This window comes from Mycobacterium spongiae (assembly GCF_018278905.1).
Lineage (GTDB): Bacteria > Actinomycetota > Actinomycetes > Mycobacteriales > Mycobacteriaceae > Mycobacterium > Mycobacterium spongiae.
Genome location: NZ_CP046600.1, coordinates 1070771 through 1088811, shown reverse-complemented (window position 1 = coordinate 1088811; position 18041 = coordinate 1070771). Strand labels below are relative to the sequence as shown.

The window sequence follows — 18041 nt, the reverse complement described above, 5'->3', positions numbered from 1 at the left end:
AATCAGGTCTTTCTGTCGTCGCCGGGCTAGGCCGGTGCTCCGAACAGGTCGATCGGCTTACTGCCCGGCGCCAGGGTGACGATGGCGCGCTTAGTACTCTTGCGTTTGCCGTACCCGGTCCGGGTGCGCTTGCGCTTGCCTTGCCGATTCGCGGTGTTCACCGATGCCACCTTCACAGCAAAGATCTTCTCCACTGCGATCTTGATCTGCGTCTTGTTCGAATCGGGGTGCACCAGGAACGTGTACACGTTGTCATCGAGCAGCCCATAGGACTTCTCCGAGATCACGGGTGCCAGGATGATGTCGCGGGGATCAACGAGGGTCGCCATCAGGCCGAAACCTCCTTGGATGTCGTGTTGTTGGCGGCACCACTGAGGTTTATGTAGGCGTTGAGCGCCTCGACGCTGAACACGACGTCATCAGAGCGCAGCACGTCGTAGGTGTTGAGCTGATCGGGCGCCAGGACGTGCACGCCGGGCAAATTCCGCACGCTCTTGGAACCGGTCTCGTCGCTACGTCCTATGACCACCAGCACCTGCTTGCGGTCGGTGAGCGTACTCAGAAATGCCCTGGCACTCTTGGTGGACGGCGTCTGGCCGGCGACCAACTCGGTGATCGCGTGGATGCGGCCGTTGCGGGCTCGGTCCGACAACGCACCGCGCAACGCCGCCGCGATCATCTTCTTTGGCGTGCGCTGGCTGTAGTCGCGCGGCTTCGGCCCGTGCACGACACCTCCGCCGGCGAACTGCGGAGCCCGCGTGGAACCCTGGCGCGCGCGCCCGGTCCCCTTCTGCCGATACGGCTTCCTGCCGCCGCCACGAACGTCGCCTCGGGTCTTGGTCGAATGCGTACCCTGGCGGGCCGCTGCCCGCTGCGCGGTGACTACCTGGTGCATCAGCGCGATATTCGGCACGACGTCGAACAGCTCGGCTGGCAGGTCAATGGATCCTTCAACGTTGCCGGCCGGCGTCTTGACGTCGATTGTCAGCGCCTTCGGGTCTTTTCCCTTCGGGGCAGCCATCAGTTCTCACCTCGCTTGATCGCACTGCGGACCATGACCAGTCCACCGGTGCGGCCCGGGACCGCGCCCTTGATCAGCAACACGCCGTTTTCGGTATCGACCTTGTGCACCAACAGATTCTGGACGGTCACCCGGTCGTTGCCCATTCGGCCGGCCATCCTGGTGCCCTTGAACACGCGCGCGGGGGTGGCGCAGCCGCCGATGGAACCCGGACGCCGGTGAACCGCCTGGGCACCATGGCTGGCGCCCTGCCCACCGAATCCGTGGCGCTTCATCGTTCCCGCGAAGCCTTTGCCTTTGGAGGTACCGGTGACATCGACATAGTTGCCGTCGGCAAAGATCTCCGCGGTCAACTCCTGACCGACCTCGTACTGGGTAGCCGCGTCCGCGTCGTCGAGCCGCAGCTCGGCCAGGAACCGCCGCGGGTTGACGCCGGCGGCGGCGTACTGACCGGTCAGCGGTTTGTTGACCTTGCGCGGACTGACCTCGCCGTAGGCCAGCTGCACGGCGCTATAGCCGTCCTGTTCCGGCGTACGGATTCGGGTTACCACGTTCGGCCCGGCCTTGACGACGGTCACTGGCACGACCCTGTTGTTTTCGTCGAAAACCTGCGTCATGCCCAGCTTGGTACCGAGAATGCCCTTTCGCGCCATCGCTCTCAGCCTCCCTACTGGATGTTGACGTCTACACTGGCCGGAAGATCGATGCGCATGAGGGCGTCAACGGTTTTCGGCGTCGGATCGATGATGTCGATCAATCGCTTATGAGTACGCATCTCGAAGTGCTCCCGCGAGTCCTTGTACTTATGCGGAGAGCGGATGACGCAATACACATTCTTCTCGGTCGGCAACGGCACCGGACCGACGACGCTAGCACCTGTGCGGACGACGGTCTCGACGATCTTGCGCGCCGACGCGTCAATAGCCTCATGGTCGTAGGCCTTCAGCCTGATGCGGATCTTTTGTCCCGCCACGCTTCTCCTACCTCACTCCCATTCGAGGCCCGTATCCGGGCCCGTTGCCCCCAGCACGGCGACCGACCCCGTCTAACTGGGCCGGGCTAACGCCGCGCCGGATACTGCGCCGCTGTTTACCTGTCGTAGGTCCCACCGGCCCCCGCGGTCGGGCGTGTCGCCCGCACGCAGCCCTGGCGCGGCCAAATCTCAAGGCCGAAATCGGTCGCGTTCCAAGGATGGGACCGGACGCGCCCGTGTGGGCGCCGGTCGTATGCCCGGCCAGGCGTGAACCGGGCGCAAGGCAACCTGAACAGTATGCCTCAGATCATGGCCCGGTCCAAATCCTTGATGGAATCGCGGCGGACTTACCGCGGCCCGCACCCGGACACCACTCACGTCACACTGGCCACGCGCGTCTGAAGGGGCACCAGGCGCTAGCGTTCATCCAGTTTGCCCACGTCAGGCGCGGAGTTGCGACACACGCAACACAGAGGTAGCGGTGCCGTCCGTCATTAGCCCGGCACACACTAGGGCGAGCATCGCCTCCACCGAGGCCGACATCAAAGACCAATCCCTCTGCGGTCTGCGGGGCGGCGAATTCCGAACCGATCTCACAGTCAGTTGGCTAGCCGAAGCCCCCCCCGCCCAGCATTGTCAGCTGACCGGCACTTACGCTCACGGACGCCCGACCATCATCGAACGAATTCCGAGGCGCGATGGGCCAGCATCACGATAGTCGCGTGCGGACCGCGACTGGTGATCGTGGGCAGGATGGATCCATCGATCACCCAGAGGTTCTCGATCCCACGAACCCGACACCTTTGATCAACGACAGCCCGCGCGTCACCCTCGGCTCCCATCGGTGCACTACCGCATAGGTGTTGCGACGTCGACCACACGGCTGGGCCGATATGCGTTGCTGAGCCACATAATTCGCGAGCCAATTCAGTACCTCGACGCAGATCCTCAACGTCGGCTGGCGCGCTATCGTACCGGTGCTCAATGCGAGCCGGCACCTCGGGATTCGGCGACACCACCGTGATGCGGCCACGGGACCGCGGCCGCATCAGAGCTACTCCGAGGTGCGGCCAGTCACGATGCCCGGCAGTGCCGTCGCCGGTCATGGCGATGAAACCACCTGTGTAAGGTCGGATTTCGATGCCGTCCTCGGTGGTCAGCACTACCTCCAGTATCGGCCGATTCACGGCCACCGCCCAGCTGGTCGGCATAACCCATTCCGGGTGGTCGCTGCAGCCCATTCCCACTGGTAGCGCAACCACGATATCGATGCCGGCGGCACGTAGCACTGTCTCGTCACCGACACCGGAGAGCATCAGCAGATGCGCTGTCTGAATTGCTCCGGAGCACAACACAATTCGATCTGCCGTCAAGGTTCTTGGGCCGAATGGTCCGATCGCCTCGACACCCCTAACAGTTGCGCCAGCGAAACTCAGTCGCACCGCGCGGGTCCGTGGTAGCAGCGTCAGATTCGGTCGCCGCAGCGCGGGCATCAGATATCCGACCCCAGAACTGGTCCGTTCGCCGTCGACGATATTCAGCGGAACTGCGCCCACACCGGAGCGCAGTGCCGGCCCAACATCGTTGAGGTCGGCAATCCATCCAAACCCGGCCTGATGGGTGGCGGCGACGAAAGTTTCGGTGGCACCGGTCAAGTCGTGTGTCCGGCGAACTGGGATCGGACCGCGGTCACCGTGGCAGGCGGTGTCGAAATCCAGATCTGTCTCGATAGCCCGGAAGTGGCCTAGGACGTCAGACCATGCCCATCCGGGTATCTCGTTGCGGTCGAAGTCCGCCGGCAACCCCCGACAGAAGTAGCCACCGTTGACCGCACCGGAACCGCCGACGGTTGCTCCGCGCACGATTGGCAGTTGCCGAGCCGGTCGCTCGGTGAGCGTAGTTAGATAGCGGTGAACGAGCGGGCTTTTAGCCCCGATCGGCAGTTGCAGCCCATTGGCGGTCAGGGCGAGTATCTCCGGATCTGACAGTCCGGGCCCCGCTTCGAGCACGGTCACCAAACAAGTGGAATCGGCGGATAGACGTTCGGCAACAACCGATCCCGCACTACCGGCACCCACGATCAGCACATCGCTGTGCTCCACCGCCGCAGTCAAGGCAGCCGTTACGTACGAACCTGCGGCTTGAGCGGACCGACATTGCGTTCACGCAGCACTCCGTACCACAGCCCGATGCCGTAGGCCAGGTCGTCGACTCGCTTGAGCAGCAGATATGTCAACAAGCCAATCGGTTCGGCATCACCATCGGTGCCTTCCCTGCGACGAACCCAATCCACCACGCCATCGACGACCGCCGCAATCAAAAACACCCGCCGGCAATGTCGCGACAGGATCGCGGCAAGCAACGCCACAGGCCAGTAGTGCCGGCACAGTGCCGACGCGAGCTGCATAGCGGCCGCACAAAAACCGCGGGCAGCGACCACGAAAACGTCACAGACAGAGGTATCAGCGGTACCGAGAGTACGGGCGATCTTGCGGCCAGTCAGCACCGCGATCACCAGTGACCCGAGCCGACCGATGCCGGTGCCCAGCGACATCAGTATCCAGGCCATCAGTGCCCACCCGGAAATCACCAACGGTGCGGTCTTGTCGGGGTGCCGCACCGATAGCGGCGCCGCTGAGCCCCCGTAGAACGCTTTGCGCGTGATCCAGTCCCGCAACTCGGTGCGGTGATCGTGGGCCACCAGCGCGATTGGCTCATACCTCATTCGGGCGCCGGCTTCGACCAGCCGCCAGCATAGGTCGACATCTTCCCCGGAGTGCAACGTTTCGTCGAACCCGCCAATCTCCCGGATGGCGGAGCTCCGGCAAATGATCGCCGCACTGGGCACATAGGACACCGTGCTGTATGGCACCACCGGCGCCTCTCGCTGGCCGAGGTCCAACGACGAACGCACCGCTTCGTAGCGAGCCACCCGGCTCTCGCTTTGCGACAATCCCACAATCCGGGGTGCAACCAGCGCAACGGCGGGATCGCAGAAGTGTCCGAGCAGGGCTTCTAGCCATCCACGGCGAGGCGCGACGTCCGAGTCCAGGAATGCGACGAAGTCGGTGGTGCAAGCCGCCAACCCCGTGTTGCGGGCCGCTGCCGGCCCCTTGCTGCGCGGGTGGTGCAGTACCTCGATATCACAGTGTGCATGGACAAGGTCTTCTTGTTCGATTGGGCACGATGAACCGTCGTCAACCACGATGACGCGAAGTCCACGTAGCGAGGACACCAAGCGATGCAGGCCAGAAGCATTGTCTCGTACCGGTATAACCACGGTGACGTCACGGTGTGATGGGCCCGTCGCCGGCCGCGGATGCGCCACCGTCGCGTCCAGCAGGGTGCGGGCGAGCTCGGCACTGACTTCGTCGCAAACTTTGAGGCGGCCATCGGACAGCATGTCCTGAGCCGCGGGAGCCAGTCGCAGCAACCTTGTCGGCGAGCCGCCCAGCAGAGCCGAGCCGTCACCGAGCACGCGCACCCGACGGTCGACCTGCACCGCGAATCCGTCCGGTAGCCGAGCCTGGCTCATGTCAGCTTCCCGCCCAGTCCGGGCGCCCACCGGGCGACTCGGCCCACGCAGTCCTCGATCATGTGTGCCAGGATTCGTCTTCCCTCGGCCGCGGTCGCCGTGGTCGGATCCCCCAATACTCCCGTTGGGCTCACCGCGGCTACTCCGCCACGCCGCAATGCCGGCAACAACTCGGTCACCGGCGAGTCGTTGCCTGCGAGCCAGCGGTCGGTGAGCACATCGGCCGGCGAAATATGCAGCAACACTGATGTTTCGCTATGACCGGCATGAGCGTCGGCGCCAGGGTCGACACAGGGGCACCAGCCGGCATCGCGACCTTCGGAGCGCAGCTGATCTACCGCGCGGTTCACCGCGTCGACGTTGCCACCGTGGCCGTTGATAAAGACCAGGCGGGGAGCCCAGCACGCGGCCGACCTGCCGTACTCCAGCAGCAACATGGTCAGCGCCTCGGTACCGATGGAGATCGTGCCGGCGAAGCTCTGGTGCTCACCGCTCGCGCCGTACGCGACCGGCGGCGCCAAGAGCCATTCCGCCTGAGTTCCGGCTGGCGGCTCATCGTTCAGGCGCCCGGCAACGCCCCGCGCGACCGCGGTCGCGATCCGGGTATCGGTGTCGAGCGGCAGGTGGGGACCATGCTGCTCGGTAGATCCGAGTGGGATCAATATTGACGGCGAGGTGAACAATGACAGCTGCCTCGACGTCGCACTCCCCAGCTCCCCGAGTACGGGCACTCGCCGATGGTAGGACGAATTAACCTGGCGTGCACCAATTGTTGCCTCATCCATCAAACTTTTTTCTCTCCCGCCGATCTCCAACCCCCGAAATTCTGCTCGTCCGCCCCGACAGCCACGCGTGTATCAGATTTTTCATAACCGTCATCCCACAGCCGCGAACTCTGTGGTAGGGCGAAGTGGCGCGGAATTACATTGCCACGCCGACCGGGCGGCGTCTTGGATGGAATCTGGCTCGATACCGACTAAGCATTCCGCGGTTGTACCATGCCCAGCTCCCGGGTAAATCCACCGGGAATCAGTAGGTCGTCCGGGCGGAGGTCACCAACAGCGGAACGCCCGAGACCCATCAGAGCTGAGTCGATACCGCCGCGCAGGATGTCGAGGACATTCTCGACGCCCGATTGGCCGGATGCCGCCAGGCCCCAGAGGTACGCGCGGCCGATCATGACCGCGCGCGCGCCGAGAGCTACCGCTTTGACGACATCACTTCCCCGGCGAATGCCACCATCCAGCAACACCTCGATCTGGCCGCCGACCGCTTCGGCGATCGGCGCCAAGGCGCGAATCGACGCGGGCGTGCCATCCAGGTTATTGCCGCCGTGGTTGGACACCGAGATCGCCGAAACACCGGCATCTACAGCTCTCTTGGCATCGTCTACACGCATCACACCTTTGAGCATGAACGGTCCGCCCCACAGGTCACGCAGCCAGGCAATGTCATCCCAGGTGGGCGCCGGCGTTCCCATCCACTCACCATAAGCGGCGAAGAACCGTGGCCCGGGCTCACCCCGCTGGCCCTGGTTGGGCACTCGTAGATTCGGGGGCCGTAGCGTCTTGCCGAACTTCCACAACCAGCGCGGCCGGGCGATGGCCTCTGGAGCGAGTCTGGTGATAGTGCGCAAATTCATCTGCTCGGGGATCTTGGGGCTGCCCCAGTCACGCCCGTGCGAGAACGTCCAGTCTGTGGTAACGATCAAGCCGACAGCCCCGGCTTGCCGGGCACGCTCGACGCGTTGTGCGATGGCGTCGCGATCCCCGAGCCAATAGAGCTGGAAGAAGATCTTCGGGTTAGCGGCGACGACTTCTTCTATCGGCTTGCTGGCGAACGACGACAGGCCCATCGCCGTCCCTCGCGCGGCGGCGGCCCGCGCCACGGCGACTTCACCCTCGGGGTCGACTGCTTGAACGCCGGTCGGTGAGATAACTACGGGCAACGAAATATCTTGGCCCATGACAGTGGTCGAGAGATCACGATTGTCCACCGCGCCGACAACATGGGGCGCAAAGCCGAGTTCGCTGAAAGCGGCCACGTTATCGGCGACCGTGATTCCCTTTTCGCTTGCCGAAATCAGCGATGAATAAACAGATTTGGGCAGACGCCGCTTCGCGCGTTGCTGCGCGATAGCGACCGTCTCAAACCATTGGTCGGCCACTGCTACAGCGGGCTTTCGTTGCACGGACGGCTCGGCGGTAGCGACGGTGGTCGCACGGACAGCGTCAGTGGCACCGGCTTGCGCACACGCCCGGCGTGTGAGTGGTCGACGCGCGGCCGAGGTGTCGCGCGCTCGCGCGCCAACGCCGGCGTGCCGTGACCTTGCACGCATTCGGGATCGGGTCCATCGGTTGGCAGCCCAGTAAAGAACTTTGCCGCCATGCAACCGCCTCGACAGCTGTCATAGTGCTCGCAGCCACCACAGGCACCGGCAGACTGGGGGGCGCGCAGTTCGCGGAAGAGCGGAGCGTTCTTCCAGATGTTGTCAAACCCACCGTCAGACAATATGTTTCCGGCAAGGAAGCGGTCATGGATCGCGAACGGGCAAGCGTAAACGTCGCCCACCGGGTCGATCAGGCAGACGACCCGGCCCGCACCACACATGTTCAGGCCCGCGAGCGCACCGGACTGGCCTAGCGGCGAGAGGTGGAAGAAGGAATCACCGGTCAGCACCCGCTCACCGTTGGCGACCAACCAGTGGTACAGCTGAACCTGCTGGTCTGAGGTCGGGTGCAATTCTTCCCAGACATCCGCGCCGCGCCCTGAGGGCCGCAGCCGCGTGATCCGCAACGTTGCACCGTAACGGTTTGCCAAGGCGGCGAATTCGTCGAGCTGTTCGACGTTGTGCCGGGTGACCACCACGGAGATCTTGGCGTCCGCGAAGCCCGCCAGGGCCAGATTTTCCAGCGCGCGCGTCGCCATGGCGAAGGACCCGGCGCCGCGAACGGCATCGTTGACGTCGGCGGTCGCGCCGTCCAGCGAAATCTGAACATCGATGTAGTCGCTGGCGGCCAGTTGGGCGGCTACGTCGGGAGTGATTCGGACGCCGTTAGTGGAAAACTTGACACCGACGTGGTGGGCGGTGGCGTAGTCCACGAGTTCCCAAAAGTCCGGGCGCACTGTGGGTTCGCCACCGCCGATGTTGACATAGAAAACCTGCATGCGTTCCAGCTCGTCGATGATGTCCATACATTGGCGAGTGGATAGCTCCCCCGGGTCGCGTTTGCCGGAGGACGACAAGCAGTGCACACACGCCAGGTTGCAGGCGTAGGTCAGCTCCCAGGTCAGACAGATTGGCGCGTCCAGCCCATGCTCGAACTGCTCGATGAGCTTCGGCACCACGGTTGTTGCAGCGGTCATCGGGACTCCTGACGTAGGAGCATCGTCGAATCTGCCAGCACACCGAGCGCATGCAGATAAGGGGCCTGGTCGCCGTCATCGACCCCGGCGGCGCGACAGGCCGATCGGGCATCAGGATGATCGGCCAGCGCCTGCACAACCGAGAGGACGACGCGGTTCTTGAGGAAAGACAGCTTGCGGGTGCCGAAGTGGTAGAGCAGCGCGCCAAACGGCTCCGGTCGAATGGCTACTTGGGGGTTCAGCCGCCAGCCACGATCGGGGTCGAATTCACCGGAGTCAGCCCGGCACTCGTGCGCGGGCGTGGGCACGGTCAGTAGACCCCGCACATTCCGTCGATGGAAACCTCTTCAACCAGGCTCTCGGTGACGAGCTCGGTGTCGGTATCGGTCTCGTGGTCCATACGGATTACCTTTCGGCGATGGGATTCGACAATGATTGGTCGACCTGCACACAATATGGCATCGAGTGCCGAAACGGAAGGCCAGCTGTGATGCGGTACGAGTCGCGACCGGGCCGACGCCGCTCGACGACACAGCCCCACATCAGCGACGTTGCCATCAAATTGTTTGCCGCCCGCGGTTTCGCCGATGTCAGCGTTGATGACGTCGCGCAGGCCGCCGGCATCGCCCGCCGGACTCTGTTCCGCTATTACGCGTCCAAGAACGCCATACCCTGGGGCGATTTCAACACGCACCTCACCCAGCTGAAGGAGATGCTTGATCACGTCGATCCGCGAACTCCGCTGCGCGAGGCCCTGCGCGCGGCCCTGTTGGCTTTCAACACCTTCGACGACTCCGAGACCGCACGACATCGCCAGCGCATGCGAGTCATCCTGCAAACCGCTGAGCTGCAGGCTTATTCGATGACCATGTATGCAGGCTGGCGCGAGGTGATCGCCGCATTCGTCGCGCGGAGATTGGGCGCGACGACCACCGACCTAGAACCCCAGACCGTAGCCTGGACGATGCTTGGAGTGGCTCTGAGCGCCTACGAACATTGGCTGGGCGACGAATCGGTTTCGCTGCCCGACGCCCTGGGGAGAGCGTTCGACGTCGTCGGCGCCGGATTGAACGGGATCGATGAGATCAATGACCGACACTGAACGCCTAGTCCATTCCCTGCGGTCGCAGGGGCGGTTCTGCGCCGCTTCCGGCTCGCTAATGTACGGCGAACTCTGTGAATTGGTGGCCCGCGACGTCGACGCCGGCGGCATCTTCGCCACGATTCTGCGCGACCACGAAGGCGATCCCGCGCGCCAGGCCGTGCCGCTTCGGCTGCTCGGTGGACTGCACCGGTTAGTGCTCGACGGTCGAGCTTCGGCGTTGCGGTGCTGGTACCCCAGCACCGGTGGTACCTGGCAAGCCAACACCGCCTGGCCTCAGATCGTCCGGACCGCGTCCGACCACACCGAGTCGCTTCGCGCCGCCCTCGATCAACCGCCACAGACCAATGAGGTGGGCCGATCTGCAGTGTTGATCGGTGGCCTGTTGCGGATAAATCGGGACCTGCGCATGCCGATAAGACTCTTCGAGATTGGGTCAAGCGCCGGATTGAACTTGCGGGCAGACCGATACCACTATCGCTACTCCGGCGGCTCCTGGGGACCGGCCGACTCGCCGGTGACGATCGATGACGCGTGGCGCGGTCAGTTGCCCCCGCAGGATCCGATGTGGATCATCGAGCGGCGCGGATACGACATTGCACCCATCGACGTCACCGGCAAGGATGGGGACTCAGCTGGAGAATTGACGCTGTTGAGCTATGTGTGGCCGGACCAGAGCGCTCGGCTGGACCGGTTGCGTGGTGCCGTGCGGGTAGCCCGCGACGTTCCCGCGCAGCTGCAGCGGCACGCGGCGCCCGCCGCGGTCGCCGCCGTGACCCTTGCCGAGGGTTCGGTCACCGTACTCTGGCATTCGATCACCTGGCAGTACCTTGCTGCCAGCGAACAAGCCGCGGTCCGCGGCCGGGTCGACGCACTGGCAGCGTGCGCCGACGCCCGCTCCCCGTTCGCGTACCTCACGTTTGAGCCCGCGCGCGAGGGGCCCGGCAATAGCCTCAGGTTTCTGGTGCGCGCGCGCACCTGGCCAGCTGGCCAGGACCAGGTATTGGGCGAATGCCATCCGCATGGCGTGCCTGTGGACTGGCTATGACGAGCAATCCGGGCAGCAGAAGTCCTGCTTCGGCCGAGCGGACTGCACCCAGCAAACCAGATCAGAGAGCGAAGACCTGGCCGTCCTGCGCGACGGTGGTCTTGCCCGAGTAGTTCTTCCCAATTTTTCCGAGCCAGTCCGAGTCAGGGAGGTCACTGGGAGCGTAGTGGGACAGGATCAATTGCTTGGGGTCGGCCGCTGCGGCAACCTCACCAACCTGCTCGGCGGACGTGTGCGAGTTCGGCAAGTAGTTCGGCGGAAAAACGTTGTCGTAGTAGGCCGTATCGAGACTGAACATCGCCTCGTGGACCAGGATGTCGCAGCCTTGGGCCAGGGTAATCAGGTTGTCGGACTTGGTGGTGTCGCCCGAGAAGGTAATGGAGACACCCGATTGCTTGAGGTCAAAGCGGAGGGCGAACGCTGGGTACACGTCGTAGTGGGAAACCAGCGTCGCGGTGACGACTACGTTGTCGTCCGAAGTCACTTGGAATGGATCCATTTTCGGCGATCTGTTCCGATAGTCGGACCCCGGCGGCACCGCGATCTCGATGACTTTGACCAAGTCTTGGACATTGTCGATACCACAGTCACGGATGAAGATGTTGCTGGTATAGGCGAACGCCTGATGCAGCGCCGCAGTAGTCGCGGCGAGCCCCGGCGCCGGGTTCGCAGGATCGACCGTAGCCGGGTTCGGATTGCCGACTTCGCTGGGCGGCAGTCCCCCGGCCGGCCCCGGACCGTACACCAGTACCGGCGCGCGGCCGGATGGAGATTTGAAGCCGCCCGACAGGAAGAAGCTGTAGAAGTCGACAATGTGGTCGGCGTGCAGGTGGGTGATGAACATGGTTTTCACGTCGTTGAAATGCAGGCCCGCGTTGGTGAATGCGTTTAGCGAGCCCAGGCCGCAATCGATCACATAGACATCGCTGCCGATTTTCAGCGCCGATGAAATTCCTGTCCTATTGCGAGTCGGGGGTGGGCCGCATGCGACCCCGAGCGTAATCAGAGCATTGTCGGGCAAAGCAGGTGAGGATTGCGGGGACTCTGCGGAGCTACACGCCGACGTGCCCACGACGGCGGCGCCGACCACAGCTGACCCCGCCGCCGCCAGGGCGGATCGCCGCGAGATTGCCCCCACCCCGTCCGAATCAGCGTGGTCACAGGCCTCGGGCACGCCGGACAGAGTACGCCGTCGGTCCCAAGGGCATGTCCCGAGTTGCGTGGATTTTGGCCGGCGACCCGCGGTTATTCTATGCGGCGGTTCCGACAGGTTCGGCATCGGTGGTTTTTTCGGGGTGGGCATTTCGGTGAAGGGCGGCAACGAGTTCGGGCATCTGGCTGGTATCCCTTGACCCGGCGGAAGGATCGTGCGGCGTTGAGCATGCCCGCGGCGGTCCAGTGCAGCACCATCTGCCCGTCACGCCAGCGGGTGACGTTACGGTTGGTCGTTCGGGCGATCGAGATCATCGACTCGATCGGATTGCTGCTGGTCAGCGTCTTGGCCAGCAGACCGTCGATGCCGAGGCCCGTCACGGGTCGATTCCGAGAATGGCGGTGAAGCCGGCCGCTTCGATGCCGGCAACGGCACATTGTTCGTCGACATCGGAGAGTTCGCCTGAGACCCCAATCGCTGCGATGATCGATCCGCGATCGTCCTGGATCAGTACCCCTCCGGGAGAGAGTCCCATTCGGCCTTCGGCGATGTCGACGAGGCTGGTGAAGAATTCCGGTTTCTTGACCGCGCGGGCGGTCAGCTGTCGTGAAGACTCACCCATACCGAGGGCTCCCCAGGCCTTGGCGATGGCGATGTCGGGTCGTAGGTAGGCGGCGCCGTCTTCGCGCAGCACCACCTGGACGTGGCCGCCCGAGTCGAGTACGGCGACGGCGATCGGTTTCGCCGCGAGGCTTCGTGCGTGGGTGAGCGCGTGCTGGGCGATCGTGTGGGCGTGCCCCAAGGTGAGCGTGACCGCGACTGGGGTGTTGTGAATCCTCATGTGCTCACCGGCGTTACGCTAGCGTGCGCCTCCCGGACCGAGCAGACGCCGGGCGCCGCCACGCTGACGGCGCCGAAATCGATTATCTTGCCAGGTAATTGAGTAGCGCCGACGTGCGGTATCCGCACGACGGACACTACCGACCCGTGATTGCGCATACGGATCGACTCTCTGATGTCACGGAGGCCGAACGACGTGTTCTCCATGTTGAACCAGAGGAAGTCGACTCCGATGTCGGCGGCTACTGCAGGAAGCGCAGGATCTGTGGACTCGAGGACCGCCGAGCTGAAAACGGTAGTGTCGGCGCACAGTATCTGCCGAAGCCGCACAATAGTGGTAGTTGTCATGGCCGCTCCAGTCCCCCCAGTCTCGGCGTCTGCTGCGGGCCCAGGGCAGTGTCTTTTGCCGTCAGCATCAGCGAATGCCCGGCATACGCCATGCTGGCCCGCGCGAGCGCTGCCTCGGACAAGTTGACGCCGTGCACCTCGACGCTGGTCACCCCGGGGTATTGCAGCAGTCGTTCTCTGACCGCGATGGCATAAGTCACCGATTTGAGCACGCAGGTCTTGCATGCGCCCTGGAACTGCAATTCGACATGGCCGGCATCGGACACCGACAACACATCGATATCGCCCCCATGAACATGCAGCAGGGGGCGGATCTGCGCGGCGACGACGCCTTCGATCGTCTCTGCGTCAGGGGTCTTCACAGTAGTTGTCACAACGATCATCTCCTCGGTCATCGGGACGGGGTGGGTGTCCCGGTGAGCATCATGTCGTCGGGGAGGAACTGCGCCTTGACGCCTTTGAACGCTTCGGTGGGAGGCCTGACGTCGAACAGACGCGCTTGGTTGAGGCCCAGGATGAGGCGTTTGTCGCTCTCGGTGACCTGAGGGAAGCCATAGCGGTCTTGAAGCTCCTCGGGCATGTCCATGTTCCAGAACCACTCGATGGCCGGCCTCGGGTTCCCGAGAAGGGGCGCCTCAGATCCCCACAGCAGGCGATCGGCGCCCACGTCGCGCAGCAGGCGGCCGAGGTACCGCTGAAAACGCCAGGGCGCGATGAGCGGCAGATGCATGGTCCCTGACAACACCAGCACCACATTCGGATTACGTTGCGCGATATAGACGCATTCCTCGAAATACGGCAACGCCAGGTGATGAATCCCGAAGGTCAGCTCCGGGAAGTCTCGGGCAGCACGTTCGATGTCGAGCGGGGTCAAGGTGTCCAGTGGTGCGCGGGTGATGGGATTGCCCTTGTGAAACTGGATGACCTCGATACCCAGTTCGAGGGCATGCTCATAGATCGGGTATGCGAGTTCTTTGTCGTCGCAGCGCCACGAGCTGTCGTCGACATGGCCGTTGTAGAACTTGAATGATCGGGCGCCCATCTGTTCGACCTGACGGGTCATATCGGCCTTGGCTCCCGCCTTGCCGGGGAACATCGGGTCCACGCCGCCGCAGAACAGGACCTTGTCGGGAAAGGCCTGGGCGAAGTCGTACTGGGCCTGAACGGGGGCGAAACCGTCCTTGTAGACATCGAAGAGCACCACGGCTTGAGCCATCGCCATGTCGGTCAAGCCGTCGGCGAAGAGAAGGTCACCCAGTTCCTCGACGTTCCAACGTCGGTCGTAGCCGTCGCCGATGCCGGTGGAGTTCGCCGCGGGGGGAAGGGTTTTCGGCGTTCCCCGGCGCTTGCCGGCGCGCTTCAGCTGCCCGTTGCGATCGATGATCGACGCGGCGTCGACCAGATTGTCCTCGGAGGTGTCGTACATGTGTACGACGTTGTCGAAGACAAATACGTCATTGCCCAGCATGGGATCGAACTCCTCACGGTCTGTTGCTGTCCAACCGAGCTGTTGGGAGCCACGAACTCCTGAGGCGGTTCGAGCGAGGCAACGCCGCATCGCAGCCGTGTCTGCGACGGCCGTGAGCAGGTTCGAACGTTCGGGGCTATCCGCCGCCGATGACTGCCGACCGGATGACGCTCGTCGCTTGGGACAACTCGGATCTCAACTACGATTCTGGAGATCGCGTTGCGCGAAGTCCAAGACCCATCACGTGCGCTCCAGATACCCTCGGGGTATGGACGTGGACTTGCGGCTCATGCGCTACGCGGTCGCACTTGCCGATGAGGGAAACTTCGACCGTGCCGCACAACGACTGCACATCGCCCAACCTCCTTTGAGTCGCCAGATCGCCGAACTCGAGCACCGGTTGGGGGTCGTTTTGTTCGAGCGCCGCCCCACCGCTCCCACGGAGTCTGGCAGAGTTTTCGTCGAAGGCGCGCGGGCGATCCTGGCCGATACCGAACTCCTCATCGAGCGAACGCGCCAAGCCCACCACGGACACGTCGCCACCATCGAACTCGGCTACGTCTTGTCCGCCGCCTACGACACCCTGCCGCGGTTTCTTGCCGCAGTCACAGAGCAATATCCCAATCTCGAGATCGCCGCACGAGAGGGCTGGGCGCTCGATCTCGATGCGGCGTTACTCGACGGAACCTTGGATGTGGTGCTCGCACACACCATTCCGAAACGGGCCGAGTACCGCCGTCAACTCCTGCGCCGTGAACAGTTCTGCGCCGTCGTTGCCAACCACAACCCGTTGGCCGGCCGATCCGTCGTCGGGCTAGCCGAGTTCGCCGGCCAAACGTTCTGTTTCTACTCCCGCAACCGGGCTCCGGCGCACTTCGACATACTCATGTCGATTCTGGACAGCGCCGACGTAACGTTCCCCTTCCGCGAGGATCCCATTCCGGGCCTGCGTCACCTCAGCCTCGAAGATGGTCACAGCTTCACCCTGGTGCCAGAGTCGATGGCCGACAACCTTGGCTCCGAGCTCACAGCCGTCGGTTTGACCGACGAAATACCGACTTTCGACCTATATCTTATCTGGCGCCACCAAAGCCAGTCTGCGGCGATCACGACGCTGACCCGCGTAGCCCAGCATTTGACCCGGACCATGAACTGGAGCCTGCCCGCTAGCGCGGACAGCTGAACGCACCCGGAAATCGCTCACCACCGAGCGCACCTGGTCCTAATCTTGACAGCGCAGCGTGATAACGAACAGCTGCGGCAATCCAGAGGGCTCTGCGCACAACGCTACTCAAGAATGCCTGTGACACAACGCCTATGACTGGCGCGGGGCACCACGCGCGACCCGCGCGCCGCCGGCGTAACCAGCAACCCGTTGCTGTCGACGCGGCCGTCGCGGCATAGTGAAAACCCGCGGAGCCTTGCAGGAGGCCCCGCTGGGATGGAGCAAGGGAAAGCAGCGATGGATGACTTGATCCAACTGTTGATCGGCGCTGCGCCCGTCTTGGGCGGACTAGTGCTGGGTGTTTTTGCCGCGAATTTTTTTCAGGGAGCCGACGTGCGGGGCTCGGTCAAGGATGACCTCGACCTGCTCGACCGAATTCCGGCCGATCAAGCCCAAAGACGCGCCGAACTGCGGCGATCCATCGACCTGCGCATTGACGACCTCATCGCGAGTGTCGACCGCGGCCATGCCTTGCGCGATGCCGCGATCACCTACCGGGGTAACTGGCGCGCCGGCCTGCTGTTCGTCTCCGCCGTGGTGTTCGCCTACATCTGGTGGAGCGTCGACCACAGCAGGTCCGATTGGCTCTCGATGTTTCTCGTCTTGATCGTGTTGGCAGTCTTGGCGTTCATATCCACCGCACGCGCAACGTTCGCCGCCATGAGCGCCTATCGACGCAGCCGCCGCCATCCGCCGCGCTCAACCGCGTAGCGTCGCCCAGCACCATCATGTCGCGCAGGGCGGTGACTCGGGATTTCGGCTACTCCAGCACTTCGGAAATGGGCGTTGCACCGGCAATCTTGGCGCGCGTCTTCATGACTTTGCCCGGCATCCCAGCACCAACCACACCGACTAACACGCCGTCACGCTCGTAGTAGGCCAGGAACTTGCGGCCGTCGTCTTCGACAAGGTGCACGATATCGGTGGCGTGCGGCTCCCCCAGACATTGAATCTTGACGTCATACTGGTCACTCCAAAAATACGGGACCACCACCGCAGCGGGCACGTCGTTACCGAGCATCGCTGGCACCACGACTCGGGCCTGGTCGGCGACATTGCTCCAATGTTCAACGCGCGCTTGGTGTCCCATCGGGTCCCGCCACGAAGCAACGTCACCGAGCGCCCACACGCTTGGTGCACTGGTACGTCCGGCTTCGTCACAGACCACACCGTTGTCCACGGCGATGCCACTGCCGTCTAGCCAATCGGTAGCGGGGTGTGATCCGATGCCCACAACAACCAGATCAGCCGTCAACTCCGTACCGTCGGTCAGCACCACCGTGTCGACATGGCCCTCACCACGCACCTCGGCCACACCGAGACCGAGGCGCACATCGACGCCTTCATCGCGGTGCAATCGCGCCACCAGTTCACCGATCTGTTCGCCGAGCACCGACGCCAGCGGTGTCGGCTGCGGCTCCACCAACACCACGCCCACGTCGAGGCCACGCAGGCTCGCGGCCACCTCGCAACCGATGAAGCCGGCGCCGATCACCACCGCGTGCTGGGCCGCGGACGCGCGCTCGCGCAGTGCCATACTTTCGTCGTACGACCGCAACACCCGGATGCCGTCGAGGTCGGGAAACGCGGGGATCCGCCGCGGCACCAGACCGGTCGCGATGACGAGCTCGTCGTAGCCGAGCACCGTTCCATCAGCCAGCGTCACCGTCTGCGCACTGGTGTCGAGGCTGGTGGCAGCCGAACCCAGGCGCAGGGTGATGTCTTTCTCGTCGTAGAACTCGCGCGGTTTGAGCGCGACGTCGTCGACCTCGCTACGCAGCACTTCTTTGGACAGCGGTGGCCGATCGTAGGGCAGATGCACCTCATCGCTGACGATAGTGAGGCGACCTGCATAGCCGGCCCGGCGTAGTTGTTCGGCGGTCCGGGCCGCAGCCAGTCCGCCGCCGACGATCACTATCCCACTGTCAAATTCCTTGACGCCCTCGCTACTGGTCACGAGGA

The 18041-nt window shown here is 63.7% G+C and carries 21 protein-coding genes and 1 pseudogene; 4 read left to right on the top strand and 18 right to left on the bottom strand.

Annotated elements, in window-relative coordinates:
• Window positions 1-26: 26 nt before the first annotated feature.
• From rplW to mftA, 11 genes are all read right to left on the bottom strand, one after another.
• Window positions 27-329 carry a 50S ribosomal protein L23 gene (gene rplW, locus F6B93_RS04350; protein ID WP_211697917.1) on the bottom strand — a complete coding sequence of 101 codons (303 nt, stop codon included), beginning with the start codon at window positions 327-329 and terminating at the stop codon, window positions 27-29.
• Window positions 329-1021: a 50S ribosomal protein L4 gene (gene rplD / locus F6B93_RS04345; protein WP_211697915.1), complete on the bottom strand. Its 693-nt coding sequence runs from the start codon at window positions 1019-1021 to the stop codon at window positions 329-331. The genes rplW and rplD overlap by 1 nt, the downstream gene beginning before the upstream one ends.
• Entirely contained in the window at window positions 1021-1674 is a 654-nt protein-coding gene (gene rplC, locus F6B93_RS04340) for a 50S ribosomal protein L3 (RefSeq protein ID WP_211697913.1), read from the bottom strand. Before rplC ends, rplD begins: the two co-directional genes overlap by 1 nt.
• A 14-nt stretch (window positions 1675-1688) precedes the next feature.
• A complete protein-coding gene (gene rpsJ / locus F6B93_RS04335) occupies window positions 1689-1994 on the bottom strand; it encodes a 30S ribosomal protein S10 (RefSeq protein WP_003403578.1) in 306 nt (101 codons plus the stop codon).
• A gap of 674 nt (window positions 1995-2668) precedes the next feature.
• Window positions 2669-4108: a mycofactocin dehydrogenase MftG gene (gene mftG / locus F6B93_RS04330; protein ID WP_211697911.1), complete on the bottom strand. Its 1440-nt coding sequence runs from the start codon at window positions 4106-4108 to the stop codon at window positions 2669-2671.
• An 8-nt stretch (window positions 4109-4116) separates the two neighbouring features.
• Window positions 4117-5529, bottom strand: a complete 1413-nt coding sequence (gene mftF / locus F6B93_RS04325) for a mycofactocin biosynthesis glycosyltransferase MftF (RefSeq protein ID WP_211697910.1) — start codon at window positions 5527-5529, stop codon at window positions 4117-4119.
• Window positions 5526-6314: a mycofactocin biosynthesis peptidyl-dipeptidase MftE gene (mftE, locus tag F6B93_RS04320; protein ID WP_211697909.1), complete on the bottom strand. Its 789-nt coding sequence runs from the start codon at window positions 6312-6314 to the stop codon at window positions 5526-5528. The genes mftF and mftE overlap by 4 nt, the downstream gene beginning before the upstream one ends.
• 191 nt (window positions 6315-6505) lie before the next feature.
• Complete coding sequence (mftD, locus tag F6B93_RS04315; protein ID WP_211697907.1) at window positions 6506-7696, bottom strand: pre-mycofactocin synthase MftD; 1191 nt, start codon at window positions 7694-7696, stop codon at window positions 6506-6508.
• A 2-nt stretch (window positions 7697-7698) separates the two neighbouring features.
• Window positions 7699-8895 (bottom strand): mycofactocin radical SAM maturase, encoded by a 1197-nt coding sequence (gene mftC / locus F6B93_RS04310; protein ID WP_211697905.1) that lies wholly within the window; start codon window positions 8893-8895, stop codon window positions 7699-7701.
• A complete protein-coding gene (gene mftB, locus F6B93_RS04305) occupies window positions 8892-9221 on the bottom strand; it encodes a mycofactocin biosynthesis chaperone MftB (protein ID WP_211697904.1) in 330 nt (109 codons plus the stop codon). The genes mftC and mftB overlap by 4 nt, the downstream gene beginning before the upstream one ends.
• Window positions 9206-9295 carry a mycofactocin precursor MftA gene (gene mftA / locus F6B93_RS04300; RefSeq protein ID WP_211697902.1) on the bottom strand — a complete coding sequence of 30 codons (90 nt, stop codon included), beginning with the start codon at window positions 9293-9295 and terminating at the stop codon, window positions 9206-9208. The genes mftB and mftA overlap by 16 nt, the downstream gene beginning before the upstream one ends.
• A gap of 90 nt (window positions 9296-9385) precedes the next feature.
• Between mftA and mftR the strand changes: the two genes are divergently transcribed.
• Both mftR and F6B93_RS04290 read left to right on the top strand, forming a co-directional pair.
• Complete coding sequence (gene mftR / locus F6B93_RS04295) at window positions 9386-9997, top strand: mycofactocin system transcriptional regulator (protein WP_211697900.1); 612 nt, start codon at window positions 9386-9388, stop codon at window positions 9995-9997.
• Complete coding sequence (locus F6B93_RS04290) at window positions 9984-11045, top strand: DUF2332 domain-containing protein (RefSeq protein ID WP_211697899.1); 1062 nt, start codon at window positions 9984-9986, stop codon at window positions 11043-11045. The genes mftR and F6B93_RS04290 overlap by 14 nt, the downstream gene beginning before the upstream one ends.
• A gap of 61 nt (window positions 11046-11106) precedes the next feature.
• On the opposite strand, the gene F6B93_RS04285 is transcribed toward F6B93_RS04290, so the two are convergent.
• From F6B93_RS04285 to F6B93_RS04260, 6 genes and pseudogenes are all read right to left on the bottom strand, one after another.
• Window positions 11107-12228, bottom strand: a complete 1122-nt coding sequence (locus tag F6B93_RS04285) for an MBL fold metallo-hydrolase (protein ID WP_246541083.1) — start codon at window positions 12226-12228, stop codon at window positions 11107-11109.
• Between the two features lie 67 nt (window positions 12229-12295).
• Window positions 12296-12578: pseudogene (locus F6B93_RS04280) on the bottom strand (IS256 family transposase); the annotation flags it as partial.
• A complete protein-coding gene (locus F6B93_RS04275) occupies window positions 12575-13039 on the bottom strand; it encodes a GlcG/HbpS family heme-binding protein (protein WP_211697895.1) in 465 nt (154 codons plus the stop codon). The pseudogene F6B93_RS04280 and the gene F6B93_RS04275, both read right to left, overlap by 4 nt.
• Window positions 13036-13386: an HpcH/HpaI aldolase family protein gene (locus F6B93_RS04270; protein WP_211697893.1), complete on the bottom strand. Its 351-nt coding sequence runs from the start codon at window positions 13384-13386 to the stop codon at window positions 13036-13038. Before F6B93_RS04270 ends, F6B93_RS04275 begins: the two co-directional genes overlap by 4 nt.
• Complete coding sequence (locus F6B93_RS04265; protein ID WP_211697892.1) at window positions 13383-13781, bottom strand: NifU family protein; 399 nt, start codon at window positions 13779-13781, stop codon at window positions 13383-13385. Before F6B93_RS04265 ends, F6B93_RS04270 begins: the two co-directional genes overlap by 4 nt.
• On the bottom strand, window positions 13778-14854 hold the full coding sequence (locus tag F6B93_RS04260; RefSeq protein WP_211697890.1) for an amidohydrolase family protein: 1077 nt from the start codon (window positions 14852-14854) through the stop codon (window positions 13778-13780). The genes F6B93_RS04265 and F6B93_RS04260 overlap by 4 nt, the downstream gene beginning before the upstream one ends.
• Before the next feature lie 268 nt (window positions 14855-15122).
• On the opposite strand from F6B93_RS04260, the gene F6B93_RS04255 reads away from it, so the two are divergent.
• Both F6B93_RS04255 and F6B93_RS04250 read left to right on the top strand, forming a co-directional pair.
• Complete coding sequence (locus F6B93_RS04255; protein WP_211697889.1) at window positions 15123-16037, top strand: LysR family transcriptional regulator; 915 nt, start codon at window positions 15123-15125, stop codon at window positions 16035-16037.
• Between the two features lie 279 nt (window positions 16038-16316).
• On the top strand, window positions 16317-16790 hold the full coding sequence (locus F6B93_RS04250; protein ID WP_246540999.1) for a hypothetical protein: 474 nt from the start codon (window positions 16317-16319) through the stop codon (window positions 16788-16790).
• Window positions 16791-16839: 49 nt separating this feature from the next.
• On the opposite strand, the gene F6B93_RS04245 is transcribed toward F6B93_RS04250, so the two are convergent.
• Window positions 16840-18036, bottom strand: a complete 1197-nt coding sequence (locus tag F6B93_RS04245; protein ID WP_246540998.1) for an NAD(P)/FAD-dependent oxidoreductase — start codon at window positions 18034-18036, stop codon at window positions 16840-16842.
• Window positions 18037-18041 lie beyond the last annotated feature (5 nt).